The 23,567-nt window shown below is 52.8% G+C and carries 31 protein-coding genes; 14 read left to right on the top strand and 17 right to left on the bottom strand.

Going from position 1 to position 23,567, the window contains the following annotated elements; all coding sequences use genetic code 11:
* Window positions 1-8 precede the first annotated feature (8 nt).
* The 7 genes from D7X94_RS04700 to D7X94_RS04670 form a co-directional block, all read right to left on the bottom strand.
* On the bottom strand, window positions 9-656 hold the full coding sequence (locus D7X94_RS04700) for a hypothetical protein (RefSeq protein ID WP_120426583.1): 648 nt from the start codon (window positions 654-656) through the stop codon (window positions 9-11).
* A 200-nt stretch (window positions 657-856) separates the two neighbouring features.
* The gene (locus tag D7X94_RS04695) at window positions 857-1,054 is read right to left on the bottom strand and encodes an excisionase (RefSeq protein WP_199715009.1); all 198 of its coding nucleotides are present in this window, start codon (window positions 1,052-1,054) and stop codon (window positions 857-859) included.
* 11 nt (window positions 1,055-1,065) lie between these two features.
* A complete protein-coding gene (locus D7X94_RS04690; protein ID WP_120426582.1) occupies window positions 1,066-1,368 on the bottom strand; it encodes a hypothetical protein in 303 nt (100 codons plus the stop codon).
* Between the two features lie 439 nt (window positions 1,369-1,807).
* Complete coding sequence (locus tag D7X94_RS04685) at window positions 1,808-2,011, bottom strand: hypothetical protein (protein WP_120426581.1); 204 nt, start codon at window positions 2,009-2,011, stop codon at window positions 1,808-1,810.
* Window positions 2,012-2,154: 143 nt separating this feature from the next.
* On the bottom strand, window positions 2,155-2,847 hold the full coding sequence (locus D7X94_RS04680; protein ID WP_120426580.1) for a hypothetical protein: 693 nt from the start codon (window positions 2,845-2,847) through the stop codon (window positions 2,155-2,157).
* Window positions 2,848-2,905: 58 nt separating this feature from the next.
* Window positions 2,906-3,394: a molecular chaperone DnaJ gene (locus tag D7X94_RS04675; RefSeq protein WP_120426579.1), complete on the bottom strand. Its 489-nt coding sequence runs from the start codon at window positions 3,392-3,394 to the stop codon at window positions 2,906-2,908.
* A 138-nt stretch (window positions 3,395-3,532) separates the two neighbouring features.
* Window positions 3,533-3,808, bottom strand: a complete 276-nt coding sequence (locus D7X94_RS04670; protein WP_120426578.1) for a hypothetical protein — start codon at window positions 3,806-3,808, stop codon at window positions 3,533-3,535.
* A 200-nt stretch (window positions 3,809-4,008) separates the two neighbouring features.
* On the opposite strand from D7X94_RS04670, the gene D7X94_RS04665 reads away from it, so the two are divergent.
* The 3 genes from D7X94_RS04665 (at window position 4,009) to D7X94_RS04655 (ending at window position 5,492) form a co-directional block, all read left to right on the top strand.
* The gene (locus D7X94_RS04665) at window positions 4,009-4,203 is read left to right on the top strand and encodes a hypothetical protein (protein ID WP_120426577.1); all 195 of its coding nucleotides are present in this window, start codon (window positions 4,009-4,011) and stop codon (window positions 4,201-4,203) included.
* A 208-nt stretch (window positions 4,204-4,411) separates the two neighbouring features.
* The gene (locus tag D7X94_RS04660; RefSeq protein ID WP_120426576.1) at window positions 4,412-5,005 is read left to right on the top strand and encodes a recombinase family protein; all 594 of its coding nucleotides are present in this window, start codon (window positions 4,412-4,414) and stop codon (window positions 5,003-5,005) included.
* Window positions 5,006-5,246: 241 nt separating this feature from the next.
* Window positions 5,247-5,492, top strand: coding sequence for a hypothetical protein (locus D7X94_RS04655; protein ID WP_120426575.1), 246 nt, complete (start codon window positions 5,247-5,249; stop codon window positions 5,490-5,492).
* 87 nt (window positions 5,493-5,579) lie between these two features.
* Here the strand turns inward: D7X94_RS04655 and D7X94_RS04650 are convergent, their stop codons facing one another.
* A complete protein-coding gene (locus tag D7X94_RS04650) occupies window positions 5,580-5,774 on the bottom strand; it encodes a CopG family transcriptional regulator (protein ID WP_120426574.1) in 195 nt (64 codons plus the stop codon).
* 134 nt (window positions 5,775-5,908) lie between these two features.
* On the opposite strand from D7X94_RS04650, the gene D7X94_RS04645 reads away from it, so the two are divergent.
* On the top strand, window positions 5,909-6,547 hold the full coding sequence (locus D7X94_RS04645) for a hypothetical protein (RefSeq protein WP_120426573.1): 639 nt from the start codon (window positions 5,909-5,911) through the stop codon (window positions 6,545-6,547).
* A gap of 43 nt (window positions 6,548-6,590) precedes the next feature.
* Here D7X94_RS04645 and D7X94_RS04640 read toward each other — a convergent pair whose 3' ends face one another.
* The 4 genes from D7X94_RS04640 to D7X94_RS04625 all read right to left on the bottom strand — a co-directional run bounded on the left by D7X94_RS04640 (window position 6,591) and on the right by D7X94_RS04625 (window position 8,414).
* Window positions 6,591-6,902 carry a DUF3846 domain-containing protein gene (locus tag D7X94_RS04640; RefSeq protein ID WP_120426572.1) on the bottom strand — a complete coding sequence of 104 codons (312 nt, stop codon included), beginning with the start codon at window positions 6,900-6,902 and terminating at the stop codon, window positions 6,591-6,593.
* Entirely contained in the window at window positions 6,899-7,354 is a 456-nt protein-coding gene (locus tag D7X94_RS04635; RefSeq protein ID WP_158590893.1) for an S-layer homology domain-containing protein, read from the bottom strand. Before D7X94_RS04635 ends, D7X94_RS04640 begins: the two co-directional genes overlap by 4 nt.
* A 227-nt stretch (window positions 7,355-7,581) precedes the next feature.
* Window positions 7,582-7,983, bottom strand: coding sequence for a helix-turn-helix domain-containing protein (locus tag D7X94_RS04630; RefSeq protein WP_120426570.1), 402 nt, complete (start codon window positions 7,981-7,983; stop codon window positions 7,582-7,584).
* Between the two features lie 137 nt (window positions 7,984-8,120).
* The gene (locus tag D7X94_RS04625; protein WP_120426569.1) at window positions 8,121-8,414 is read right to left on the bottom strand and encodes a hypothetical protein; all 294 of its coding nucleotides are present in this window, start codon (window positions 8,412-8,414) and stop codon (window positions 8,121-8,123) included.
* A 663-nt stretch (window positions 8,415-9,077) separates the two neighbouring features.
* Here D7X94_RS04625 and D7X94_RS04615 point away from each other — a divergent pair.
* From D7X94_RS04615 to D7X94_RS04585, 7 genes are all read left to right on the top strand, one after another.
* Window positions 9,078-10,421 carry an MATE family efflux transporter gene (locus D7X94_RS04615; protein ID WP_120426568.1) on the top strand — a complete coding sequence of 448 codons (1,344 nt, stop codon included), beginning with the start codon at window positions 9,078-9,080 and terminating at the stop codon, window positions 10,419-10,421.
* Between the two features lie 387 nt (window positions 10,422-10,808).
* Window positions 10,809-12,554, top strand: coding sequence for a pyruvate kinase (pyk, locus tag D7X94_RS04610; protein ID WP_120426567.1), 1,746 nt, complete (start codon window positions 10,809-10,811; stop codon window positions 12,552-12,554).
* A 114-nt stretch (window positions 12,555-12,668) separates the two neighbouring features.
* On the top strand, window positions 12,669-13,634 hold the full coding sequence (locus tag D7X94_RS04605; protein WP_147401659.1) for a prohibitin family protein: 966 nt from the start codon (window positions 12,669-12,671) through the stop codon (window positions 13,632-13,634).
* 30 nt (window positions 13,635-13,664) lie between these two features.
* On the top strand, window positions 13,665-14,240 hold the full coding sequence (locus D7X94_RS04600; protein WP_120426565.1) for a DUF4364 family protein: 576 nt from the start codon (window positions 13,665-13,667) through the stop codon (window positions 14,238-14,240).
* A gap of 511 nt (window positions 14,241-14,751) precedes the next feature.
* The gene (locus tag D7X94_RS04595; RefSeq protein WP_120426563.1) at window positions 14,752-16,947 is read left to right on the top strand and encodes an alpha-galactosidase; all 2,196 of its coding nucleotides are present in this window, start codon (window positions 14,752-14,754) and stop codon (window positions 16,945-16,947) included.
* Window positions 16,948-17,221: 274 nt separating this feature from the next.
* Window positions 17,222-18,379 (top strand): glycoside hydrolase family 27 protein, encoded by a 1,158-nt coding sequence (locus tag D7X94_RS04590; RefSeq protein WP_120426562.1) that lies wholly within the window; start codon window positions 17,222-17,224, stop codon window positions 18,377-18,379.
* A gap of 3 nt (window positions 18,380-18,382) precedes the next feature.
* Entirely contained in the window at window positions 18,383-18,586 is a 204-nt protein-coding gene (locus tag D7X94_RS04585; RefSeq protein ID WP_120426560.1) for a hypothetical protein, read from the top strand.
* Window positions 18,587-18,670: 84 nt separating this feature from the next.
* Here D7X94_RS04585 and D7X94_RS18715 read toward each other — a convergent pair whose 3' ends face one another.
* Genes D7X94_RS18715 through D7X94_RS04560 form a run of 5 tightly spaced genes read right to left on the bottom strand, consistent with a single transcriptional unit; the run spans window position 18,671 to window position 21,912 of the window.
* Window positions 18,671-19,435, bottom strand: a complete 765-nt coding sequence (locus tag D7X94_RS18715; RefSeq protein WP_199715006.1) for a peptidoglycan recognition protein family protein — start codon at window positions 19,433-19,435, stop codon at window positions 18,671-18,673.
* 4 nt (window positions 19,436-19,439) lie between these two features.
* On the bottom strand, window positions 19,440-19,892 hold the full coding sequence (locus D7X94_RS04575) for a phage holin family protein (protein WP_120426558.1): 453 nt from the start codon (window positions 19,890-19,892) through the stop codon (window positions 19,440-19,442).
* Window positions 19,893-19,922: 30 nt separating this feature from the next.
* The gene (locus D7X94_RS04570) at window positions 19,923-21,302 is read right to left on the bottom strand and encodes a PBSX family phage terminase large subunit (protein ID WP_243111191.1); all 1,380 of its coding nucleotides are present in this window, start codon (window positions 21,300-21,302) and stop codon (window positions 19,923-19,925) included.
* Between the two features lie 5 nt (window positions 21,303-21,307).
* Window positions 21,308-21,658 (bottom strand): terminase small subunit, encoded by a 351-nt coding sequence (locus tag D7X94_RS04565; protein ID WP_120426554.1) that lies wholly within the window; start codon window positions 21,656-21,658, stop codon window positions 21,308-21,310.
* Window positions 21,655-21,912 (bottom strand): hypothetical protein, encoded by a 258-nt coding sequence (locus D7X94_RS04560; protein WP_120426552.1) that lies wholly within the window; start codon window positions 21,910-21,912, stop codon window positions 21,655-21,657. The genes D7X94_RS04565 and D7X94_RS04560 overlap by 4 nt, the downstream gene beginning before the upstream one ends.
* Before the next feature lie 183 nt (window positions 21,913-22,095).
* Between D7X94_RS04560 and D7X94_RS04555 the strand changes: the two genes are divergently transcribed.
* The 3 genes from D7X94_RS04555 to D7X94_RS04545 all read left to right on the top strand — a co-directional run bounded on the left by D7X94_RS04555 (window position 22,096) and on the right by D7X94_RS04545 (window position 23,566).
* Window positions 22,096-22,806 (top strand): XRE family transcriptional regulator, encoded by a 711-nt coding sequence (locus D7X94_RS04555; protein WP_120426550.1) that lies wholly within the window; start codon window positions 22,096-22,098, stop codon window positions 22,804-22,806.
* Between the two features lie 287 nt (window positions 22,807-23,093).
* Entirely contained in the window at window positions 23,094-23,300 is a 207-nt protein-coding gene (locus tag D7X94_RS04550) for a spore coat associated protein CotJA (RefSeq protein WP_120426548.1), read from the top strand.
* Window positions 23,297-23,566: a spore coat protein CotJB gene (locus tag D7X94_RS04545; RefSeq protein ID WP_243111174.1), complete on the top strand. Its 270-nt coding sequence runs from the start codon at window positions 23,297-23,299 to the stop codon at window positions 23,564-23,566. The genes D7X94_RS04550 and D7X94_RS04545 overlap by 4 nt, the downstream gene beginning before the upstream one ends.
* Window position 23,567 lies beyond the last annotated feature (1 nt).

The following is a 23,567-nucleotide window of genomic DNA, read 5'->3' as shown; positions in this document are numbered from 1 at the left end:
TCTCTTATCTATAAAAGGCAAGTTCCAAGTCTGCTCGAGCCTGCGCTGCGCTTATATCTCACAAACTGTATACCGTCACAGAAAAACCCATTTTCATAAAGATATTCTCGAATTTCGCTTACCTTTTTTACAACAGGAATATTGCCGTTTGCTACATACTGCCCGTTGCAAAAACGAAAGTATTTCCCAAGTACATCATTAGAAACAGGGCATTTTATATCTTGCTCAACCTTAATCCCAATGAATTTTCCATCAGCCAAAGCGATACCGTCTACGAAGTCTGATTCATCAAAGGTATAACCGAATTTTATGTATGTGTCATTATTGATACGATTAAATTCTTTGACGTTATATTTAAAGGCAACATTGATAATGCGGTTAGAATAATTTTTCCCATTGGCTACAAATGATAAGTTTTTTGCATTGTATACACGCTGATAAATTTCCTGCATTTTGATTAAATCAAGACTGTAATCCAGCTTTGAACCGAAACGATTAAAATTCCACTTCCCTTGTTGTTCACCGATACGGCATTTTAGAGTATAGCCAACTTTCTTTTTTCCTTCTTCTTGCTGGCCTTTATTGTGGATATTTGATAGAAAAATGTCCTTTCCATCAATGTTAGGTATGTATACTCCATCATACAGATTTGCCATTTAGTCAACTCCTTCTTTGATTAATTTTGTTTAATATACTGCGCCACTCAAAACCCTAATTTCAAAAGTTCGATACGATTTTTCCGCATAAAGCAACCTTAACTATCTATTAAACTCTATAAAATGCAAAGCCGCCCTAACACTACATAGTTAAGGCGGCAATACAAAAAATTAAATAGTTTAACAGTGTAGTTTTCCAGCTAAAGCACATTCAATTTATCAATGTAGTTTTCAAATTTCTTACGTTTGATTTGCGCCCTTGTTCCATTCCAGAGGACAAAATCAGCATCAGGATTTTCATTCACCAGTTTGTATAGTTTGTCTCTGCCAATTCTGAAATAGGCCGCTGCCTCATCTATTGACAAAGTGTACTTTTCCCAAAATGGTATCTTGTCCATTGCTATATCTCCTATTCTGCTCCGCACTCCACATAGGGAAGCCCATTTCCCTCTAAAAACTCTGCTACAATGTCCAGCCCTGTCAGGGCTTTTCCAATGTGATTCATTGTGGTTATGTAGGCTTCTGCCCTGTCAGATAAATAATTGTTTAGGTCACGGATCACAGTAGCTATATCAGTATCTTCCTCCATATCGGCTTTGTGGCTATCCATGTAGGCCGCTAACCTTTTCCGCTGCCGCTCCAACTCTCTGATCTCTGCTTGCTGGATCGTTTTAATCAGCCTGTTAAGCTGCTGTCTGGCCTTTGTACTCATTATATAATTTCTCCTTTTCCGTATTTTATAAAACGTCATATTTCCAACTTTGAAAATATGAATATCACCTAAACTTCACAATCTGAAATTATTACAGCCCTCCAATCTTCCAATTTTGAAATTGTCCTGATCTGCTTTTGTTCGGTTTTGCGAAAAATTTTCCGAACAAAACCCTTGACTTTGAAGCAAAACCATGTTACAATACTGTAAAATGGATATTTTAACCTTTTTGCGGACGTGCTTAGTAATATTATATGCGTTTTTGCTTGCCTTGTCAAGCCTGTTTTTGTTGTTTTCAGGGCAACGGTATTTTCTGATAGCCTATGAAAAAAGACTCTTAATGTGGTTGCCGTTGCTTTGATCCGCCTTGACTTTTCCAGTCAGGGCGGTTTTGTTATGACAAGGGAAAGAGGGCGTTATACCCTCCTTCCCTTGTTCATTATTCCGCTATAAACTTCTCTACGTCCTCAAGCGTCATATCGTACCGCTCCCCAGCCTGAATGATCCCATCTTGCACAATCATATAGCCACCCTGATTGTTTGCTGTATAGGTCTGTGCCCGTGACTTCTTCAGTGTATAGCCTTGCTTGTCAAGCTGCTTTCTGGCCTTGTCCTCACGTGCTTTAATTTCGTTGTTCTCCATTTGTGTATTCTCCTTTTTTGTTGTTATGTACTGCCCTGATTATATTATATGCGGATTGTCCGCATTTGTCAGGCATTTTTTAAGATTTTTTCCAATAGGGGAAGGGGTGTACTGAGTTTCCCCCTCCCCTCTGGCCTTGCTATTCAAAACAGCGGGATATTGCTTTCTTCCTCCACGGCTTTAAGCATTGCCCGGATCGTGTCGCTCTCCGTTTCAGTGAAGGACACGTCAAAATAGAATGTCTTTTCCGTCAAAACCGCTTCACTCTCCAAACTGTAAAGGCCGATAATCACGGGATCAAAGTAGCCTGTTTTATCGCTGGCGGCTTTAATGTAGATTGTCCGGCAATGCTGGCGGCTCTGCGGCTTGCCGTCAAGATTAGAATTGACAAACGATTTAATTTTGCCGCTGTCCTTGCCGCTGATCTGTCCGGCTTTGCCGAAGTCCAGCACAATAAGCACTTCCCCGGCCTCTGTCAAGCCGCTTCTGTACCAGTCAATCAAGCTGGCGGGATCGTCAAGGCTCCCCGCTGCCGTGTTCCTGTGTGCAAGTCCGGCCTTGTTTTCCCCGGTCACTGTGTAGGCCGTCCCGCTGGCAGTCAGGAAAGCAACGGTATTTTCCCCGGCTGCGGCAATGTCCACAACGGCGTTATCAGTGTAAAAACCTGTTGCACACTGGCGATCAAATACTATGAAGTTCCCCATATGGGTATTGATCCCGGTTGCGCGGAGTGTCTGCGGCTCCTTGCCCTCTGCCTCTGCGGTCACGGTCAGCCAATTATAACGGCTCAAAATGTCAACAACGGCGGCAATATTATTATTTGTGTTGGTTTTCATGGTATGTTCTCCTTCTCCCCGTCAAGCCGATAGGCCAGCTATATTATTATGTAATGGGTTAAACGATCTTTACAAGCGGCTGATTTGTCTTGATTGTTTCGCTGCCGTACAAATCCCTGATTTCATCAAGTGATAGGGTTTTACTGCTGTGCTTGTGGTAGGGGCTGGTATGGTAATACCACGCCTTTTTTGACTGGCTCCAGCGGAATTTAAGTTGTTTTAATTCCTCCTTGTGGGGCTTTGTGTCCCCGCTGATCCACAACCACGATCCGCAAATCTCAATATTCAGCCCGGTAAAGCGGATCAAAATATCAATAATTTCCCGGAAGTCTGCGGCCTTTTCGCTGGACTGTCCTGCCGTGGTGTATGTCGTGCCATTAGCGGCCTTGTGGATATTTTTAAGCTGCTGGAAGAGTTGGTTATATTCGCCGTTGATCTCCTGCATATCCTTTGTATTGCCGCCTCTGTCGGGATGATGTGCCATTGCAAGCCGTTTATATTGCTGCTTCAAGTCCTCCAGCGTTTGCGGATTGTTAAACCATTTCATTTTTTATCGCTCCTTTTGATATTCAGTATTGAAAAATGGAGCGGTCAGGGATATAATAGATATATGTAACCGCTCCTTTTGTTGGGTTGCTGGTTGCTTTGCCCTTCTTAAAGTTGCCGCTTTAGGAAGGGCTTCCCTTTAGGCCAGCACAAAACGGCGGCTTGTGCTGGTTTTGGTGAATTGTTCCGCAACTTGCGGAAAGGCTTTCTTTAGTGCTGCCGTGTCCAGCCGGGAGGAAGTAACCGCTTTCCATGTAATTTTATAATCGTCCCCGGTAAGTGTGTCCGTGTCCCGCTCTGTCATGACGGCTTTAATTTGATCTGTTAGGCCGTCAATCTCCTGTTGCAGTTCGTCAGCCAAGCGGCGCAGTTCACGCAGTTCTTTAACCTTGCTGTTTAATTCAATGGTACTCATTTTGTGATCCTCCTTTATTTTGTGGGGGAACTCTGGTTTTTCTTTTGTTCCCTCCTTGACTATACCCATTATAGCAGTTATGTACATAACAGTCAAGACGGCAAACTGTCCAAATTACGTACATAACTTTTGTGCATTCTGGTTATGTACATATCAATGTTTATATGCTATAATAATGTTGCCTTATTGGAGGTGATATAATGGCAATGTCTGATCAACGGAAAGAGTATCTTTATAAATATCAAAAGGATAAATTGAAGCGAATACCTCTTGACGTGCCAATACCTGACTATGAACAAATCAAGGCACACGCCGAAACACGGAAGGAATCAGTCAATGGATTTATTAAACGTGCTATTACTGATACAATAAAGCGTGATAATGAAGAGGATTAATAACAGTATAGTTAATTATCTTCTAAACAGGGCGGTTTCCGCTGCCCTGTTTAATTTCCAAATCAGCTTATCAAAAACCATCGTTATTGATAGATTTTTGATCCGGGCAAACAGGCCGCTTTTTTAATGTTGATTCTTTATCAAAACTTTACTCAAAAACAAACTTTCACAAACAACCGTTATTGATAATTCAAAGGAGGCTTTTACAGTGAAAAATTATATTTTCGGCTATGCCCGTGTATCAACACAAGATCAAGAACTCGCAAGGCAGATTGACGCATTAGAGAAATACGGCGTTGATCAAATCTTCACGGAGAAAATAACAGGCACAAAGGCGCATAGGCCACAATTGGATAAGCTGAAGGACAAGCTGCGGGAAGGTGATACTGTTGTTATTGAGTCCCTATCACGTTTAGGCCGCTCCACAAAGGATTTACTTGCATTATTGGAGGCATGGAACGGGCAAGGCGTGAAGCTGGTAAGTCTTAAAGAGCAGATAGACACAACTACACCAACGGGGAAATTACTTGTTACTGTTCTTTCTGCCTTATCACAGTTTGAGCGGGATATAATTGTACAGCGTACAAAAGAAGGGCTTGAATCGGCAAGGAGACGGGGGAGGAATGGAGGAAGGCCGAAGGCCGATCCCGGCAACGTCAAAAAGGCTATCAAGCTATACCACGCACAAACACACAGTATAAAGGAGATAACCGCTATTTGTGGTATTAGTCAGGCCACGTTATACAGGGCATTAGCAGCGCAACGGGAAACAACGGCAAGCAAGGCCAGCACAACAGAATAAACCAGCCCCCCCCACGTGATCCCGCTGTCATGTGGGGGGGTACTTTACACTTTTTCGGGATTTTGAAAACGCCCAGCCACCAAAGTACATCTACTCAAAACACGTGGTTTACCTCTCCCACGAAACGACAATCCAGCATTCTAAGCCACCAAATTTATTTTCAAAATTTCTCCTTTACTGTTTACTTCTTAACCGTAATCTGCTATAATTAATTCATCACCTTAAAGGAGGATTTTGCGTTATGAGCGAAGAAGTCAAAAAGCGTATTCGCCGTTCACCTGAAGAAATTGCAGCGGAAATTGATGATAAGATTGCCGCCCACAAGGACGCAATCAAAAAGTTGGAGCAGCGCAAGGCCGAAGTGCTTGCCCCCAAAAAGCCCCGCATGACCAAAACGCAAAAAATGAAAATGGTAATCGACAAGGCCAAACAAGCGGGTATGTCCCCGGAAGAAATTGCTGAAAAACTCGGCGTGTCTTTTGAATGATACTTTGAATGGGACGTGTTAGCGCACGTCCTGTTTTTATTGTCCAGAAATAAAAAAGCGGGTATGGCCTCTAAACCATACCCGCAATTATTCTTCTTCAGCAATTTCTAACTTATCAAGGGCAAATTCCACACATTTTAGGATTAGTTCATTTCTTGTGCGCCCCATTTTGCCGCCTATGCTGTCCAGCCGCTTTACCATTTCAACAGGCATACGGCATGAAACAACTGTATTCTCGCCATATGTTCTTTTAGGCCGTATGATAAACTTATCTTCTGCCATAGCCACCACCCTTGTAAACGTATAAACATATTATAGCCTGAAATTTGTAGTATTTACAGACTACAAAGGTTTACAAATGGTTCGGATTGATGTATAATGCTGATACCTACACAATTCGACTTCAGGAGGCAATTATGTCACAGTTCAAAAAACAGATTATAGGCGTAGTATGTGCAACACTATTAACCATTGTAGCAGTTTTTGCATTTGGTGTTATTGCACAGTATTATTCGGCTGGATTTGGTGAGTTTGCCAAACAGAGTACGCAGTTAGCAATAGAAAAGCATTTTGGAAAATATGTAGCTGTCCTGCTAATTAGCACAATCGTTTTTTGTGCAATGGGCTTTGCCAAAACAAAGCTGATCAAACCTCTATATGTGATATGGGGTATCTTTATCTGTGGGGTTTGCTTTGTAGTATGTATGCACACTGGCAAATATGTGTTCTTCGATGGTACACCAGAAATTAAAGCATTAGCTGTGCCAGCAGTAAGGTTATTTGCATTTGTTTTTGGTGTCGCATTCCCACTATTACACTTGATTTTGTGTATTCAAGCCTGTGACAATTCGCTGAAGAGTAATACGATTAATCAAGTAATAACTATGCTGATATTTTTGATTCTCTTTTGGATTCTTACTTACATAGTTGGCATTATTGTTAGCGGAATTTATCAGGAAACAACGATTGCTGCTTGCCTATCTGCTATAATTACCATTTTCCCCGCTTTGAGTATGAATAGCATAAGACAGCAACTCAAAAATCATCAGCATTAATTGTTCAGGGCAACCGCCGAATATTACGGCGGCTGTTCTCTTTTTATGCTGTGAAATACTGACTGTATCTTTCTAATTCATCATCTGTAAGTGATATAAAATCCTCTTCTCCAAGTCCAGCAAGGAAGAACGTGCCGCAAATTATATCATATGCACAGCCCTCTCTATCAAATAGCAAGCGATTTTGCGGTAGGCCAATAATTTTACCCTCTTCATTACATACAAGGGCAATAGGATCATCAAATGGGTATATGGCTTGTATGTAACCGCCTACAATCGCTTTCATTTCTTCCAAACTACCGCAAATGTCCTTGCTATAAGGAGGTTTTAGCGGTTCGATAACAAGTATTCTCATGCCCGGTACAACTCCAATACACTATTGACAAGCTGTACCAACTCCCCACGGCTGATAACCGCATCAGGCGTAAAGTCTGCGTTATCTTCTATCCAGTTAAGGGCAACGGCGGTTTGTATTGCCCCTTGCGCCCAGCCGCTATACTGGATATTCTGCAATATGTATTCCTGCGGCTGAACAAAGCGAGTTAATACAGTGATTAACTGACTCCAAGTTATATAGCTGTTAGGGGAATACCTACCACCGCCCACGCCGTTGACAATCCCCGCTGCCTGTATCGTCTTGACATACGTGGTATACCACGCATCGGCGGCAACATCGGTAAAGGCCAGTTCTGTGTTGCTGTATTTTGCAATGGAATCATCATCCAGTAACCGATAGATAATCGTTGCAAGCTGCGCCCTCGTCAGAGGATCATCCTCATGGAGTAGACCATCCCCATAACCAAGCAATACAACCGTTCGAGATGTGTCTATAACTGCTCCATTACAAGCAAGCTGTGGTTTAGTTGGAGCGGAAGTTTCAGGTTGTTCTTGCGGTTTGCTATTCTCTTCTGGCTTCGTGCCTGTAGAGGGCTTTGTAGGCCGCTGTGACGGCCTATAGTCTATTGGAGGGGTATAATCATCATTATTACCGTTGCTACCCTCAGAGGGCTTTTGTGGCGTGTCTGGTGTAGTGTCTACGGGATTGTCTGTGGAATCATCCTGCGGCGGCTCTGTGGGCTGCTCCGGGGGCTGTGACGGGGTATCTGCTGGATCGTCCTCGTTACCATCCTGCGGGGGTTGTGTAGGTTGTTGTGGCGTGTCCTGATCCCCGGTATCTGGATTGTCTGTTCCCTCCCCTTCTGGCGGTTGTGTCGGCTCCTGTGGGGGCTGCTATTCTTGCGCCCCAGCAGATAATCCGTAGAAACATTGAAAACATCTGCCAATCGTACAAGCGTTATATATGAGAGCTGGCGCATACCAGTCTCATACATAGAGATAGACGATTTTTCAACATTCACCAACCTTGCAACCTGATCCTGCCGCAAATGGTTTTCTATCCGCAATGCTTTCAGTTTTTCGCCCAATTCAATAATCATTCGTTGCGTTCACCTCCACGCAACAATGATAGAATAGCAGATTTTGCTTGACAGTTGGTGAATTGCGCTTGACGGGCTGTGAATCCGTAAAAAAATAGCCGATACCCACGATAATGTGAGCATCGGCTATGGTTATGTTATTCTTCTTCTTTTGCTTTCTGTTTATCTGCCTTACGTAATGCTGCTTCTTGCTTTGATAAGCGACCAAGGCGTTTTCCTCTATCAATACACTCTTCTTGTAACTCTATTTTGTCCTTGAGCAGAGACATAAAAGCTAAATAGGCTTTTTCATCACTTTCTTTCAACTGTTCTGCAATCTTACTCATTTGAAGAAAGTCATTTACCAGCTTATTTCCCTCAACGTCATTCCATTCATGCCGCTGAAGGACATTCTTTTTCATTTTCCTGATTTTATCTAATTCATTTGTCATAATAGAATCTCCATTTCGACATTAAGAATTTAACAATAGTATACATCATACACTCCGAAAATGCAATATGCTTCTCAAAAAGTTCACTAATAAATGGCACTTTGATAAATGCACAAAAAAGTTATGAATTTGTCAAAATCCCATTAAAAAAGAGTGTTGGCGGCTCTTTTGCAATCCACTTCATGTTGATTGTATTGGCGAGGGCCTGCGCATCCTGACCGATCGGCTGGACTCCAAGAACTTCTACGCATTCAACCCCTCCTTTGACAAGTAAGAAAGATAATTTAAGTCACATGCAACATCATGTGATTTAAATAGTCCTTAAAGGCCAAATATAGTGAATTAACTTAAGAACCGGCAAAGCCGGTTCTTAAGTTCGGCAGTTCGGCGGATCTGCAGCCTAGTTCAAAAGATTCTTTTGAACCTAATTAACAATACAAGCTATCTTTCGAGAGATACTGAAGGACCTATTCAACCGCACCATAATTTAAGGACCGCCACGAAAGCGGTCCTTTCTTGTGCTTTTTTATTCTTGCTAACGGGTCGATACATTCTTTAAACCCACTTGTCTTGCGCTATGTTCTCCTGCGGACGGATTTCAATTGACAAAAAATCCTTTTCCCTCTATAATAAGGAGCCAGTAACGGAAAAGAGGACAAGCAGATGATAGACAAACGGCAGTTCAACAAAAACCTTACGCGGCTCACTCTGCCTATCGCGATGCAGAGCCTAATGCTGGCCCTGGTGGCCGCCGCCGACGCGTTGATGCTGGGCAGGGTGGCCCAGGAGGAGATGACCGCTGTATCCCTGGCAACCCAGATCCAGTTCATCCAAAACATGTTCATCGGGGCTATTGCCGGGGCCGGAGCCATCTTGGGAGCCCAGTATTGGGGCAAGGGAGACCGGCACACCTTGGGGGACCTGTTCAACATGATGCTTCGATATGCGGGGCTGGTATCCGTCCTGTTCTTCCTGGCCTGCGAGCTGGCGCCCGGACCGCTTATGCACATTTTCACCAGTGATGCCCAGCTGATTGCCATTGGAAGCGCATATCTCCAGATAGCGGGCTGGTCTTATCTTCTTACCGGCATATCTCAGTGCTACCTCACCACCATGAAGGTGACGGACCATGTCAAACTTGGGGCGTTTATCAGTTCCAGCGCCGTGGTGATGAACGTGATTCTGAATGCTATCTTTATTTTTGGCCTCTTGGGTGTTCCCCGGATGCAGGCCAAAGGGGCCGCCCTGGCGACCACCGTCTCCCGGGCGGCAGAGCTGCTGCTTTGTCTGGGTTTGACCTCAAAACCCGAATTCGTTCGTCCCGCATTCAGGCGGTTTCTGAAGCTCCCCAAGGAATTGAACGCTGATTTTACCCGCCAGGCCCTGCCCCTGATGGGCGGCTCCCTCTGCTGGGGCGTGGGATTTACCTCCTATACCGCCATCATCGGTCATATGGGCAGCGACGCGGCGGCGGCAAACTCCGTCTCGGCGGTGGTGCGGGACCTGATCTGCTGCCTATGCAACGGCATTGGTAGCGCCGCCGGCATCATGGTGGGCAACGAGCTGGGGGCTGGGGATCTTGAGAAGGGAAAGGCTTACGGCATCCGTCTGAAAAACCTCTCCTACATTATTGGACTGCTCTCCACTGTTCTTGTACTGGCCGTCACCCCGCTTACGGTGGGGATGGTCACCCTCACCGCCCAGGCCCGGGAGTATCTTTGGGGCATGATGGTGATTATGTCTATTTATATGATTGGACGCTGTGTGAACACGGTGACCATCAACGGTGTGCTGGCTGGAGGCGGGGACACTCTCTTCGACATGTACAGCCTGATTGTCTGCATGTGGTGCATCGCTGTACCCCTGGCCTTTACGGGAGCGTTTGTGTTCCACTGGTCGCCCTTGGCCGTCTACGCCTGTACCTGCCTGGATGAGGTAGGCAAGATCCCCTGGGTCATGTTTCGGTTCAGAAAGTACAAATGGGTCAAGGACCTGACCAGAGAATAGAATCCCTTCAAATATAGAAAAGCGGGACGCCGGAATCATTCTGTCATCCCGCTCGATTTTTGTGCCGCGCAGAATCCCATGCCGGATCAGCCGGCAGGCCTGAATAAATCAGCGGTTCCCTAAAAAATCACGAAAAAGCTCTTTGTTCTCCGGGAGATTTGTGCTATAATGTACGCGGAGCGTCCATTATAGACACAGTACCGGGCAGGCGCGAGAGGAGGGCATGGTTTCGCTGTGTTCCCTTGCAGGGTATGGGCAAGCCTTCCCCGCCCTTATGCCCTAATCGAACATATTTCAATGATATTTTGGACAACGGCCTAAAGTCTGTTTGAAAACCGGAGAAACGCCATCTATACAAATTCAACCCACAGAGAGGAGCGCCCCATCATGACAAGAAAGACCAAGATCATCTGCACACTGGGCCCGGCCACGGAGGATGAAAATGTACTCCGCCGCCTGATGCTTGGCGGCATGAATGCTGCCCGGTTCAATTTCTCCCATCTGGACCACCAGGACGCCCTGCACAAGCTGGAGGTTGTCACCCGCCTGCGGGAAGAACTGAGCCTGCCCATTGCCACCATCCTGGACACCAAAGGCCCGGAGATCCGCACCGGAACCTTCCCCGGCGGTCCTATTGAGCTCCAGGCGGGAGACACCTTTACTCTTACTACCCGAGATGTGCCCGGCGACAAGCAGATCGCTTCCATCACCTATGTGGGGCTGCCCGGCGACCTTCAGGTGGGGGCTCGGGTGCTTATTGACGACGGCCTGGTGGAACTGAAGGTGGACCGCCTCTCTGACACGGACATTGTCTGCACCGTGATCAACGGGGGAAAAGTCTCCAACCGCAAGGGCATCAATGTACCCGGCACCAGGCTCTCTATGCCCTTTATCAGCGAACGGGACCGCTCCGATATCATCTTCGGCATTGAGCACGGCTTCGATTTCATCGCCGCCTCCTTCACCCGTTCTGCCGCCGACATCCTGGAGATCCGCCAGATTCTGAAAGAATACAAATGCCATACCGTGAACATCATTGCCAAAATCGAGAATATGGAGGGCGTCCAAAACATCGACGAAATCCTTCGGGTTGCTGACGGCATCATGGTCGCCCGAGGAGATATGGGCGTGGAGATCCCCTTTGAGGACGTTCCTGTGCTGCAAAAGCAGCTGATCAAGAAATCCTATCTGGCGGGCAAGCAGGTGGTTACCGCCACCCAGATGCTGGATTCCATGATGAAAAACCCCCGTCCCACCCGGGCCGAGGCCACAGATGTGGCCAACGCCATCTACGACGGCACCAGCTGCATCATGCTCTCCGGGGAGACCGCGGCGGGCCAGTACCCGGTGGAGGCCCTGGAAACCATGGTGCGCATCGCGGAAAAGGCCGAGGAGAGCATCGACTATATCCGCCGGTTCAACTCCCGGGACAACAGCGACGTGGCCTTTGACGTGACCAACGCCATCTCTCACGCCACCTGTACCACCGCCCACGACCTGAATGCCCGGGCCATCATCACCGTGACCAAATCCGGCGTCACCGCCCGGCAGCTCTCGAAATTCCGGCCCCTGTATCCCATCGTAGGCTGCACCACAGAGGAGAACGTGTGCCGCCAGCTGAACCTGTCCTGGGGCGTGATTCCTCTGCTCATCGCCGAGGAAAGCGACACCGACGCTCTCTTCGACCATGCCGTGGACGCGGCCCAGCAGGCGGATGTGGTCCGCAGCGGAGATATTGTTGTCATCACCGCCGGGATGCCCCTGGGGGTTTCCGGCACCACCAATATGATGAAGGTCCACGTGGTGGGCCATGTGCTCCTCACCGGCCAGGGGGTCACGGAGAAAACCGTCTCCGCCCGGCTGTGCGTGTGCAAGCATCTGGAGGACATCCCCAAGCGCTTCCGGGATGGGGACATCCTGGTGGTCCCCGAGACGGACAACAGCATTGTGGACTACCTGCGCCGGGCCTCGGGCATCATCACCGAGCAGGACGGCCAGAACACCCACGCCGCCATCGCGGGTCTGGCCATGGATAAGCCCGTCATCACCGGGGCGGAGCACGCCACCCGGATCCTCAAGGGCGGCGCGGTGGTCACCCTGGACGCCAAAACCGGCCGGGTGAGCGTGTGCTGAGGCATACACCTAGGCCGGACCTGCCGGCACCACCGCGATCTTCCAAAAGTATACTTTTTGATACATTTGGAAAATTCTCCCGGCAAAAACCGGGAAACCAGAAAGGAAAACACCATGTCATTTTTCAAAAGAAAGCCCGCCTACACCGACGGCGACGGCAACCCTGTCTACAAGCGGGGCGGCGTCCCCAAGTTCGTCCCCCTCATCCTCATCGTCCTTGTGATCCTCTTCTTCTGCTTCTCCTGCTTCACCATCATCACCGCCGGGCACACCGGCGTGGTGTCCACCTTCGGCAAGGTCAGCGAGAACGTGCTCCAGGAGGGCTTCCACCTGAAGGCCCCCTGGCAGTCCGTGACCAAAATGGACAACCGCATCGTGAAGCTGGAGGTCTCCACCGAGGCATTCAGCTCCGACCTGCAGACCGTGACCGTGAACGTGGCCGTGAACTACCGGGTGGACACCAGCAAGTCCTACTCCATCGTGAAGAACGTGGGCACCAACTACGAGGACGTGCTCATCACCCCGGCAGTGAACGAGGTGATGAAGTCCATCATGGCCCAGTATACCGCCGAGCAGAGCATCACCAACCGGAACATGATCTCCACGGCCCTCCTGGACGAGCTGAACGAAAAGCTCTCTGACAGCGGCATCACCGTCTCGGACATCAATATTATCGACTTCGACTTCTCCGACGTGTACGTGGCCGCCATCGAGGCCAAGCAGGTGGCGGAGCAGGAGAAGCTGCGGGCCAAGATCGAGCAGGACCAGCTCACCATGGAGAAGGAGGCCGAGGCCTCCCGCCGGGTGATCGATGCGGAGGCCGCCGCCGAAGTGGCCCGGATCGAGGCCGAAGCCGCCGCCTATGCCGGCGAAAAAGAAGCCGTGGCCAACGAGAAGATCGCCGCCTCTCTCACCGCGCCCCTGATCGAGTACTACAAGGCCCAGCGGTGGGACGGCAAGCTGCCCGCCGTATCCGGGGCGGAGGGGACGATTATCCGTATGGACGCGCTGCCTGGCTCAGACGCAACCGCCAGCTCCTCGCCCGCGCCGGACGCCGGAGACGGCGCGGAGGCTCCCTGACCAAACTCTCTGCCGAAAGGAGGCTCTCCTATGGCTCAAAACGCTTTTTCCGGCGGCGTAGACCCGGGCGGGCTCTGGAACAAAAACGACATCCGGGTTTTGATCTGCTACATCCTGTCCAGCGTGAACGCCCCCCTCTCCAAAGAGGATCTCTGTGAAATTTTGCAGGGCAAGGCCCTGGCCAACTATTTCGAGGGAGAGGACGCGCTGGCCGCTTTGGAGGCACTTGGCCATGTGGAAAGCACCCCGGAGGGCTACCGGATTGCCGCCACGGGCCGGGAGATTGCCCAGAGCCTGGACACTCAGCTGCCCCTCTCCGTGCGGGACAAGGCCCTGGAGGCGGCGGTGCGGCTGTTGGCGGAGGCCCGGGCCCGACGGGAGCACCGGGTGGAAATCGCCGAGTGCCCCGGCGGGTTTCAGGTCGCCTGCCATATTTCCGGCGGCGGGGGCGTGGACCTGATGTCCGTGGACCTATATGTACCGGACAGGCTTCAAGCCCAGCTGGTGGAGAAAAACTTCTATGAGGGCCCGGAGGAGATCTACCGGCTGTTGCTGGCGGCCCTCACCGGGGACAGGGCCTACGCCGAGGAATTTTTCAAGGGATGATCCCGCCGTATTGCTAAAGATAAGTGAGAAAACCGCACCCAGCTGACCAGGGAAAAAGTTTCGTCAACCTTTTCAAAGGTTGCAGGGGCTTGGGGACGGCGTCCCCAAGGTCTTTCTCTTGACTTTAACACCTGAGAAAATAACGCGGGAAGATAGGGAAACAGTCCGGTGGACTGTTTCCCGCAAGAAACCCACGTATGGGGTTTCTTGTTTCGCTTTGCATTTGCAAAGCGAGCGAAAAGCTGCCTGCCGCACAACGCTGGCTCATTCCGGGACTAGGGGACTTTTTTCTCTTGCAAAAAGTCCCCTCTTGGCGGACTTTGTCCGCCAATTCACCTTCAAAAAATGCGCTTCTCAGGTGTTTAAGGGCAAGGTCGTGGAGCTCTGCTCCACACCTCGCAAAGTTTTTGAAAAAAGTTTGATCAAAAACTTTTACCCTGGTTGGCTGGGTGCGAGAAAGTCAGCAGAATTTTTCCACCGCTCTTCATCTTTTTCCTGAAAGGAGAAAATCATGCCCATTACCTTCGACCCCTCCAGCAGAATCTTCAAGCTGGACACCGATTCCTCTACCTACGCTTTTCTCGTCCACGATGAGGGCTATCTAGTCCACCTGTACTACGGCCCGAAGGTCCCGGACACCGCCGCCCTGGCCCCCCTCATGTACCGGGGCTGGTACGACTCCCTCTCCCCCCGGAATCCCCACGTCTCCGACCGCCGCTTCTCCCTGGACTTCATCCCCCAGGAGTGCCCCGGCAGTAGCAACGGCGACTTCCGGATCTCCGCCCTGGAGGTGCGCTCCCCCGCCGGGGACACGGTCACGGACCTGCGCTACACGGGCCACCGGATTTTCCCCGGCAAGCCGGAGCTCCCCGGCCTGCCCGCCACCTTCGCCCAGGAGGGGGAGGCCGAGACCCTGGAGATCGAGACCGCCGACCCCGTCACCGGTGTGAAGGCCTTCCTCCTCTACACCGTGTTCCCCGGCTACGACGCCCTGGCCCGAAGCGTCCGGGTGGAGAACCCCGGCTCGGCCTCCGTGGACCTGGAGCGGGCCTATAGCATGTGCCTGGAGCTGCCTTCCATGGACTACGACTTCCTCCACATGTACGGCCGCTGGGCCAAGGAGAACACCACTGTGCGCCACCCCCTCCAGCACGGCCTCCAGGGGATCCAGTCCAAGCGGGGCATGACCGGCCCCAACCACAACCCCTTCGCCGCCCTGGTCCGCAAGGGCGCGGACGAGGACCAGGGGCAGGCCATCGGCGTGTCCCTGATCTATAGCGGCAACTTCTCCATGGAGATCGAGGTGGACACCCTGGGCTGCCCTCGCCTCCTGGCCGGGATCAACCCCAGCACCTTCCGCTGGCGGCTGGAGCCCGGGGAGAGCTTCCAGACCCCGGAGGCCGTCACGGTCTTTTCCGGAGAGGGCCTAGGCGGCATGAGCCGTCGGTTCCACCGGCTCTTCCTGGACCATCTCATGCGTAGCCAGTGGACGAAGAAAAAGCGCCCCCTGCTCATCAACGACTGGGAGGCCGCAGTGTTCGACTTCGACGACCAGCTGCTGGTGGAGTTCGCCCAGGAGGCCAAGGAACTGGGCGTGGAGATGCTGGTGATGGACGACGGCTGGTTCGGCGCCCGGAACAACGACTACCAAGGTCTGGGCGACTGGCAGGTGAACGAGAACAAGCTCAAGGGGGGACTGGGGCATCTCATCGACCAGGTGAACGCCCTGGGGATGAAGTTCGGCATCTGGTACGAGCCGGAGATGGTGAACCCGGACAGCGACCTGTTCCGGGCCCATCCGGACTGGATCATCCAGGCCAAGGGCCGGGAGCCCTCTCTCAGTCGCAACCAGTACGTGCTGGACATGACCCGCCCCGAGGTGCGGGAGAATATCTACCAGCAGATGTGCGCCGTGCTCAGCAGCCACAATATCGAGTATGTGAAGTGGGACTGCAACCGGAACATCAGCGAGGCGGGCAACGCCGTCCTGCCCCCGGAGCGCCAGGGGGAGTTCTTCCACCGGTACGTGCTGGGGGTGTACGAGCTCATGGACCGGATCACCAGCACCTTCCCCCACATCCTCCTGGAGAACTGCTCCAGCGGCGGCGGGCGCTTCGACCCGGGTATGATGTACTATTCCCCCCAGATCTGGACCAGCGACTGCACGGACCCCATCGAGCGGCTGACCATCCAGTTCGGGGCCTCCCTGTGCTACCCCGTGGCCTCCATGGGGGCCCATGTGTCCGCCAGCCCCCGCACGGGCTTTGAGACCAAGGGGGCCGTGGCCCTGATGGGCACCTTCGGCTATGAGCTGGACCCCCGCAAGCTGACCCCGGAGGAGAAGGCCGTCGCCAAGGAGCAGATCGCCGCCTATCACAAATATTATGACCTGATCCACTACGGCGACCTGTACCGGATCACGGACCCGGCCCGGGACCCCTATTTCGCGGACTGGCAGTTCGTGAGCCCGGACAGGACCGAGGCCCTGTTCACCCGGGTGGTCATGCGCAAGCCGGAGAACTACTACCAGACCCAGCGCCTGCGGGGCCTGGACCCTGAAAAGTATTACACCGACGAGGCCACCGGGGAGACCTATTCCGGCGCGCTGCTGATGAGCGCGGGGATCGATCTCTCCGCGCCCTGGCCCGGCCCCCAGGACGGCTCCTGCGTCATGAAGCATTTTACCGCGCGAAAAGCCCAGGGATAACCCGTAAAGCGATCCAAAAGGCTGGCGGAGATCTTCTGAAGCAGCGGTCCCTGACATCTTATGTTCCGGGTCCCCTTGACTTTTCCCCGGGGCGGGTATATAGTTAACACTGTTCAGAAGAGGCGGGATAACTTCTTTTGAACCAGGCAGGGAGGTTCCTCCTCTCTGCGCCGCTCAGCTTGAAAATTGATATTTCCCGATTTTCAAGTGTGGCACCTACAATGATCCCAAGACAGACCGGCTTACAAAATCAATCAAAGAAAGAGGCAGAACCATGCAAGACAAATATCTCGGCATAACCCCTCCTATGGGGTGGAATTCCTGGAACACCTTTACCTGGAACATCAACGAGGACCTGATCAAGGAAACCGCCGACGCCATGGTGAGCTCCGGCCTGAAAGACGCGGGCTATGAGTATGTGGTGATCGACGACTGCTGGAGCCTGCGCCAGCGGGACGAAAACGGCTGCCTTGTGGCCGACCCGGAGAAATTCCCTCATGGCATGAAGGCTGTGGCGGACTATGTTCACGGTAAAGGCCTCAAGTTCGGCATGTATTCCTGTGATGGCACCCACACCTGCGCGGGCTATCCCGGCAGCTTCGAGCACGAGTTCCAGGACGCAGCCACCTTTGCCTCCTGGGGTGTGGACTATCTGAAATACGACAACTGCTACAAGCCCCATCATATCAATGGAGAGATCCTCTATAAGCGCATGAGCCTGGCCCTGCGCAACTGCGGCCGGGACATTCTCTTCTCCGCCTGCAACTGGGGTTCGGACGATGTGTGGAGCTGGATTCAGGGTAGCGGAGCCCAGCTATTCCGCTCCACCGGCGATATCCAGGACAGCTGGGAGTCTATCAAAAATCTGGCTCTCTCCCAGATGGGCAAAACGCCCTATTCCGGTCCCTACTGCCACAACGATATTGATATGCTGGTGGTGGGCATGTACGGCGGTAGCAACAACGAGTACATCGGCAGTAAGCTGGGCGGTTGCACGGATGTGGAGTATCGCACCCATTTCTCCCTGTGGGCGCTGATGAACTCCCCTCTGATGATCGGTTGCGATATCCGCAAGATGAGCGAGGCAACGAAGGAGACTCTGACCAATCCGGAGCTGATTGCCATCAATCAGGATATCGAGTGCCGGGGGCCCTACGTGGTGCCGGGCCACGACCCGGAAACCCTTATGGCCTTGGTAAAGCCCATGAGCGACGGCTCCCTTGCCATCGGCCTGTTCAATCTGGGAGACGCCAAGTCCGAGATGTCTTTGCAGTTCTGGGATATGGGAATCCCTGTTGCGGCGGGCATGGGCCTGGAGATGCACAACTGTTGGACCCACGAGAACGAGGGCGTGTTCACCGAACGCTATGCCTCCCAGATCGAACCCCATGGCTGCATGGTGTTCCGGGCCAAGCTGGTAAAGGCCCGCTGAGGGGTGGCCAACTACAAAACCTGCCGTCAATGCGGCGCGCCTCTGGGCCAGGACGATCGGGCGATCTACAAAAAGCTGGTATATCGGGGCGCGAAGGATTTCCTGTGCATTGGCTGCCTGGCGGAATACTTCAAAGTTCCCCGGGAAGAGATTGAACAAAGAATCCGCTACTACCGGGAGAGTGGGGAGTGTACGCTGTTTCGGTAAGGCAAAGATTCAAAATGCGTTTTGAGCAATAATAAAAAGCGGCTCGGCCCTTTTTTGGGACAGAGCCGCTTTTTTGGATTATACTTAGGTCTCCCTGCTCTTCAGCGCCCTGGCCACCAGCACGGCTGCTTTAGCCTCGCTGCGGGTGAGGTCAAGGCGAACCGCCCCGCCGGCGCCTTTCCCGCTTCCCTTTAGCACGCCCTGGTCCAGCAACAACCGGATCTCCTCCCGCCAGTACTCCGGCGCCTGCTCCAACGTGTCGTATGTGGGATTCCGCCGGGCAAACTCCCCGGCGAAAACTGCCTGCGCCTCTTTCCGGGCAATCTCTTTCACCTGTGCCTCCGTCAATTTCGGTTCCTCCTTTTTGTTGAGTCTCTCCAGCTCTGCCTTCACCAGATTCAGAAATCTCTGCCAACCCAGGTCCAGGGTCCGGTGAGGGCAGTATTTCCCGTCAAAGTCCTGGTGCTTTTTCACCTGGCCCGGCCCCCACCCGTACCTCTTTAGCAGCCCTGCAGTGAGCCGGGCGGCGTTCTGTTCCGCCTTTGTGAACCGCTCCCCGCCGCTGAGGGAGCGGCAGATCTCCACATGGATGCCGTACATGTTTCCCGGGCCGCGGCCGTCCCCGCTGGCCCAGGCGTTTCGGTCCAGGGGCAGGCACTGCACGGCCTTGTCCTCGTCCACCGCAAAGTGAAAGGAAACCTCCTCTTCCCGGCGTTGCATATAAGCGGCCTCGTTCTCTGCCGGGGCATCGTTTCCGGTGTTGTGGACCACCACAAAGCGCGGCGTTCTGGTATAGGGACACTTGGCAGAGTACTTTTCCTGGGGGCAGGATTTCTCGACAATACGCATTGGCTTACCTCCCTTTTTCCTTGGGCTGGGTGGCACCCTTGGGAGAATCTCCCTTGTCCTTCAGGGCTTCCAGGATATTCCGCAGAAATCGGGGATAGGGCACGCCCATCAGGCCCAGATTTTCCAGAATAGACAGTCCCTCGTTGGCGATGAGAAACAGGCAGATTCCATCCCGGATGCAGCTGTTGCCGGTGGCTCTGTCCAGCAGGGCCCCCAGCAGCACCAGCACCAGCATAGCGCATTTCCGCACCAGTCCCCGGAAACCCGCCTGACTGGACAGCCCGCCGCTTTCCGTTTTTCCCGACCGGCGGAACAGGCCCGTTCCCAGCCCGGTCATATAGTCCGCGCCCATAAAGCATATTAGCACCTGGAGTGCCGCGTCCCAGCCGCCCAAAATCTGCGCCATGGTTCCCCCCACGGCTGCGGCAATAATCAGGATTCTATCCTTCCATTCCATATAATTCTCCTTTCCTATTTGGCGTGGTTTTCATCTTTGAACCGCGCAGCTCCACATAGACATAGGCTCCTGGCAGGCCGCGCGGATATAGTAGGCGATGGCCAGAGCCATCACGCAGTCGTCATGAGCGCCGGGCTGAGCCTCCGGACGCCCACGAGGATTGCGCACAAAGGTCAGTAGCTCTCGGAGGGTGTCCTTGTCCCAAAGCCACTGGGGATGCTCCCGCACTACCTCCACCAGCCCCGCCAAGATCAGGGGACGGGTGGCCGCCGTGGTCCGAAATCCGTAGCCGGTCCCCATTCCGTCTTCCCGAGGCCGGATGTACTGATTCGGATAGCCCAGGCGCTCCAGCTCCCGCAGGGGGTAGCTGCTGAAATTGCATTCCAGCGCCGTGAGGGCCCAATTGTACCACTTCCCCAGGCAGTAGGCCTGTTGGGCAAAGAGATCCTCATCCATCCGCCCCCGCAGGGTACACACCTGCTGGCCGCTTTCCCGGTCCACCACCTGGGCTACGAAGAAGTCTGAGCCCTCCCCGGCGGTGTCTCCTCCAATAATATAGTCCCGACCCGGCTGGGGCGGCCGGTACACAGATACAAATCCCCCCGGCACACTGGTAAACCGCACACTGGCCGGATCAATTTTCCCTCCGCCGTCCCGCTGGAACAGGAATTCCCCCCGGTCCACAGGGCCGGGGACTTCCTGAAGCCTGGCCGCCGCCTTTTCCCCGTGGAAGAAGCTGCGGCCCATCACTCCCCATTCCCCCAGGCAATAGACCTGATAGAAATAAGGGTCCGATTCCCGGTAGCTTTCCAAAGTCCGCCGGTAGTCCGGGTCTAGGAAAGCGTTATCCTTATAGGTGGTTTTCAGCACCAGCGCGCGGGAATCCGGCCTGTCGAAGAACCTGGCTTTCAGCCAGTGCTGGGTAGAAATGGGATTGAACGTAAGCGTCATCTGCCGCCGGGCCCCCTGTCCCCGCAGGCGCAGGTCCAACTGGTTGAACTGGGATTCCTGAAGCTCAGAGGCCTCTTCAATCCATACATCCGTCAGCTCCCCGGAAGGGAAGGTGACGGATTTCAGCTTTTCCGGGTCGTCTAGGCCCTTAAAAAGGATGGCGTTGCCGTTGCGGCAGGTGATGCGCAGCTCCCCCTGGGTCCAGTGGAACAAGCTCCCCAGGCCCCAGCGGGAAATCACCTGGCGGAACAGGGCATAGGTGGAGTCCCGGTGGGTGGCGGCCGTTTCCCGGGCCACCAGCAGGTTCCGCCCGGGACGCTCCATCAGCCGCACCAACAGGCGCTGAACGGCGAACATGCTTTTTCCGCTGCCCGCGCCTCCATAGAGCACAAGATAGCGGTGGTCATCATCCCGGAGCAGGGGCAGATAGACTGCGTTAAAGGCCTTTTGGGGAATCATCACCTTCACGGGCCCGCCTCCCCAGAGCCGCCCTCCAGAACGACTTTTATGTCCTCCGAAGACTGGGGGGAAGTCTTTTCCGCATAGCCAAAGCCGTTTTGCAGAATAAACTTGGCGCTGGCGGCGGTATCTTTCTGGTAGGCGGATTGAATATTTGCCTCTTCTACGCGCAGCATGGCCCGGCGCAAAGCAGAAGCCTTCCGGCCCGCGGCAGAGGCCAGGCGTTCTAGCTCCCGGCAGCTGTCCAGCCCCAGAGCCAAAGCCAACCCCGGCAGGGAGGGATGCCGGTCTTTCTCCTGGCACTGAGAAAAATATCCGTCCGCCAGGCCTTCCAATACCTCTTTGTCCTGCCTCATATCGCGCCTCTCTTTTCCCGCCAGCCCGCCCGGCGGGAGAAAGCAATTTCATTGGCGCGCTGCTCTAAGTACATGCTGTACAGAATCCGGTTTTCCTGCAGCCAGACCTGCTCTTTATCTGGGCTTTTGGGACCTTCTCTCTTCCGGGCGCGAAGCCTGCCCTGCAAAATCTCCCGTTCCCGGGCGGCCTCCCGGGCCATGGCGCGATAGTCGAACGCCGCCTGATAGTTTTGATAGATTTGCGAATCCGTCATGTTGTGCTCTCCTTTCTTTTCTCTTGTGGTCAATCGGACAGTATTTATCTCTTTTTGGTTGTCGATTTGACACTATATTTATTATTATAAGGGCGTATTGTCAATTTGTCAAGTGGTTTCCGGATTTTTTGTTGACAATACGCCTACCGATTGGATATACTAATTGAAAAGGAGGGAAGCCCCATGAGTTTTCCCGAAAAATTAAAGTCGGCACGGATCGCCGCGGGCCTCACCCAGCAGGGACTGGCCAGACAGCTGGGCGTGGATAAAACCACCTATTGCGGTTATGAGACTGGCCGCCGCCAACCAGACATTGCCAAGCTGCGCCAAATCATCCAGGCGCTGCGGATTTCCGGGGACCTGCTTTTAGAGACGGGCTCTCCAGGAGAAGTCACGGCGGAGGAGCTGAGCCGTCTGCGGAAGTACCGGCTTTTAGACCTGCATGGAAAAGAGTTGGCTGATTTGGTCCTGGAAAAAGAATACGACAGGATGACCCATGTGGCGGAGCGGCAGCAGACGGGGGGCATCACCTATATCAGCTGCTATGATCTGGCCGTCAGCGCCGGTCCCGGGGAGCCCTGGAGCAGCGACAGCGGGTATAAAACCCGCTTGGAGATTCCCACAGAGCAGGTTCCCGAAAACGCCCACTACTGCGCCCGGGTAAACGGAGACAGTATGGAGCCCGCCTATATGGACGGAGACATTGTATTTGTAGAACGGGTGGAGGGCGCTATCAATGAGGGGGAGGTGGGGATTTTCTTTCTCAACGGAGACGGCTATATCAAGCTCCTGGGCCGGGAGGAGCTCCTCTCTCTGAACCCTCGCTATGCCCCCATCCCCCTCCATGACTACGACGACCTGCGCTGCCAGGGTCGGGTTCTGGGGAAACTTTAGAGGCCACGGCCTTTCCTGCAAACGCTGCGCCTTCACCCTTTTGTCCGTTTCGCATAGTCTATAGTAGACAAACTTGAAAGTCCGTAAAGCCGATTTCAAGTTTGCCGGCATAACTGCCTGGTTTAAAAGAATTCTTAAGTCTTTTGAACTTTGGGGAGTTATACTTTTTAAAAGGAAGTGGCTTCGCACACTTATCTTTTAGAAAGTATGCTAATTCGAATTGCAGGGGACAATCTCCTATAGGACGTCCCCGAATCCCTGCGAACACGCGAAAGGATGCGAACCATATGGCAGATCAAATCAATGGGGCCTTAGAGCCCTGTGCGCCAGATCCTACGCCCTTGCCGCCAGATCCTGTCCCAGCCATGGCATATGTACCCTACCAGCAGTGGAGCAGCAGCCTACACAGCGCTGAGCGCGCCCTGGACGTAGGCACTTTGTTCCCGGTGCTGGATAAGCCCTTCTATGGCCGGAGAGGAGGCGAGCCCCGGTGAGTGATACCCCACAAGCCGCTCTGCGGCGGAAAATCAGCGCCATGCAGTTCGCCTGCTGGGAGCTGCACCTTTTTTTGGACACCCACCCGGCAAACTGTGAAGCCGCCCGCCGTCTGGAAGAGTACCGCCAGCGTTTGGCCCGCACTGTTAAAGACTATGAGGAAGCCTATGGCCCCCTGGGCCAGCTGAGCAGCGAAACCAGCCGCTGGGCCTGGATCAGCGGACCCTGGCCCTGGGAAGCGGAACCGGAAAAGGAGGCGGAATAAG

Origin of the sequence: Acutalibacter sp. 1XD8-33, from assembly GCF_003612555.1 — a bacterium.
GTDB lineage: Bacteria > Bacillota > Clostridia > Oscillospirales > Acutalibacteraceae > Acutalibacter.
Note: the sequence above shows the minus strand (reverse complement) of the source record. Positions and strands in the feature narration are given on the sequence as shown.

Bases quoted from the DNA above. Each gene is read 5' to 3' on its own strand.
- D7X94_RS04605 (WP_147401659.1), top strand. From the start codon at position 12,669: ATGTCATTTTTCAAAAGAAAGCCCGCCTACACCGACGGCGACGGCAAC.
- D7X94_RS04625 (WP_120426569.1), bottom strand. From the start codon at position 8,414: ATGACAAATGAATTAGATAAAATCAGGAAAATGAAAAAGAATGTCCTT.
- D7X94_RS04630 (WP_120426570.1), bottom strand. From the start codon at position 7,983: ATGATTATTGAATTGGGCGAAAAACTGAAAGCATTGCGGATAGAAAAC.
- D7X94_RS04600 (WP_120426565.1), top strand. From the start codon at position 13,665: ATGGCTCAAAACGCTTTTTCCGGCGGCGTAGACCCGGGCGGGCTCTGG.
- D7X94_RS04690 (WP_120426582.1), bottom strand. From the start codon at position 1,368: ATGAGTACAAAGGCCAGACAGCAGCTTAACAGGCTGATTAAAACGATC.
- D7X94_RS04570 (WP_243111191.1), bottom strand. From the start codon at position 21,302: ATGATTCCCCAAAAGGCCTTTAACGCAGTCTATCTGCCCCTGCTCCGG.
- D7X94_RS04700 (WP_120426583.1), bottom strand. From the start codon at position 656: ATGGCAAATCTGTATGATGGAGTATACATACCTAACATTGATGGAAAG.
- D7X94_RS04675 (WP_120426579.1), bottom strand. From the start codon at position 3,394: ATGAAATGGTTTAACAATCCGCAAACGCTGGAGGACTTGAAGCAGCAA.
- D7X94_RS04655 (WP_120426575.1), top strand. From the start codon at position 5,247: ATGAGCGAAGAAGTCAAAAAGCGTATTCGCCGTTCACCTGAAGAAATT.
- D7X94_RS04695 (WP_199715009.1), bottom strand. From the start codon at position 1,054: ATGGACAAGATACCATTTTGGGAAAAGTACACTTTGTCAATAGATGAG.
- D7X94_RS04680 (WP_120426580.1), bottom strand. From the start codon at position 2,847: ATGAAAACCAACACAAATAATAATATTGCCGCCGTTGTTGACATTTTG.
- D7X94_RS04555 (WP_120426550.1), top strand. From the start codon at position 22,096: ATGAGTTTTCCCGAAAAATTAAAGTCGGCACGGATCGCCGCGGGCCTC.
- D7X94_RS04645 (WP_120426573.1), top strand. From the start codon at position 5,909: ATGTCACAGTTCAAAAAACAGATTATAGGCGTAGTATGTGCAACACTA.
- D7X94_RS04550 (WP_120426548.1), top strand. From the start codon at position 23,094: ATGGCAGATCAAATCAATGGGGCCTTAGAGCCCTGTGCGCCAGATCCT.
- D7X94_RS04595 (WP_120426563.1), top strand. From the start codon at position 14,752: ATGCCCATTACCTTCGACCCCTCCAGCAGAATCTTCAAGCTGGACACC.
- D7X94_RS04670 (WP_120426578.1), bottom strand. From the start codon at position 3,808: ATGAGTACCATTGAATTAAACAGCAAGGTTAAAGAACTGCGTGAACTG.
- D7X94_RS04575 (WP_120426558.1), bottom strand. From the start codon at position 19,892: ATGGAATGGAAGGATAGAATCCTGATTATTGCCGCAGCCGTGGGGGGA.
- D7X94_RS18715 (WP_199715006.1), bottom strand. From the start codon at position 19,435: ATGCGTATTGTCGAGAAATCCTGCCCCCAGGAAAAGTACTCTGCCAAG.
- D7X94_RS04565 (WP_120426554.1), bottom strand. From the start codon at position 21,658: ATGAGGCAGGACAAAGAGGTATTGGAAGGCCTGGCGGACGGATATTTT.
- D7X94_RS04560 (WP_120426552.1), bottom strand. From the start codon at position 21,912: ATGACGGATTCGCAAATCTATCAAAACTATCAGGCGGCGTTCGACTAT.
- D7X94_RS04650 (WP_120426574.1), bottom strand. From the start codon at position 5,774: ATGGCAGAAGATAAGTTTATCATACGGCCTAAAAGAACATATGGCGAG.
- D7X94_RS04615 (WP_120426568.1), top strand. From the start codon at position 9,078: ATGATAGACAAACGGCAGTTCAACAAAAACCTTACGCGGCTCACTCTG.
- pyk (WP_120426567.1), top strand. From the start codon at position 10,809: ATGACAAGAAAGACCAAGATCATCTGCACACTGGGCCCGGCCACGGAG.
- D7X94_RS04590 (WP_120426562.1), top strand. From the start codon at position 17,222: ATGCAAGACAAATATCTCGGCATAACCCCTCCTATGGGGTGGAATTCC.
- D7X94_RS04685 (WP_120426581.1), bottom strand. From the start codon at position 2,011: ATGGAGAACAACGAAATTAAAGCACGTGAGGACAAGGCCAGAAAGCAG.
- D7X94_RS04640 (WP_120426572.1), bottom strand. From the start codon at position 6,902: ATGAGAATACTTGTTATCGAACCGCTAAAACCTCCTTATAGCAAGGAC.
- D7X94_RS04665 (WP_120426577.1), top strand. From the start codon at position 4,009: ATGGCAATGTCTGATCAACGGAAAGAGTATCTTTATAAATATCAAAAG.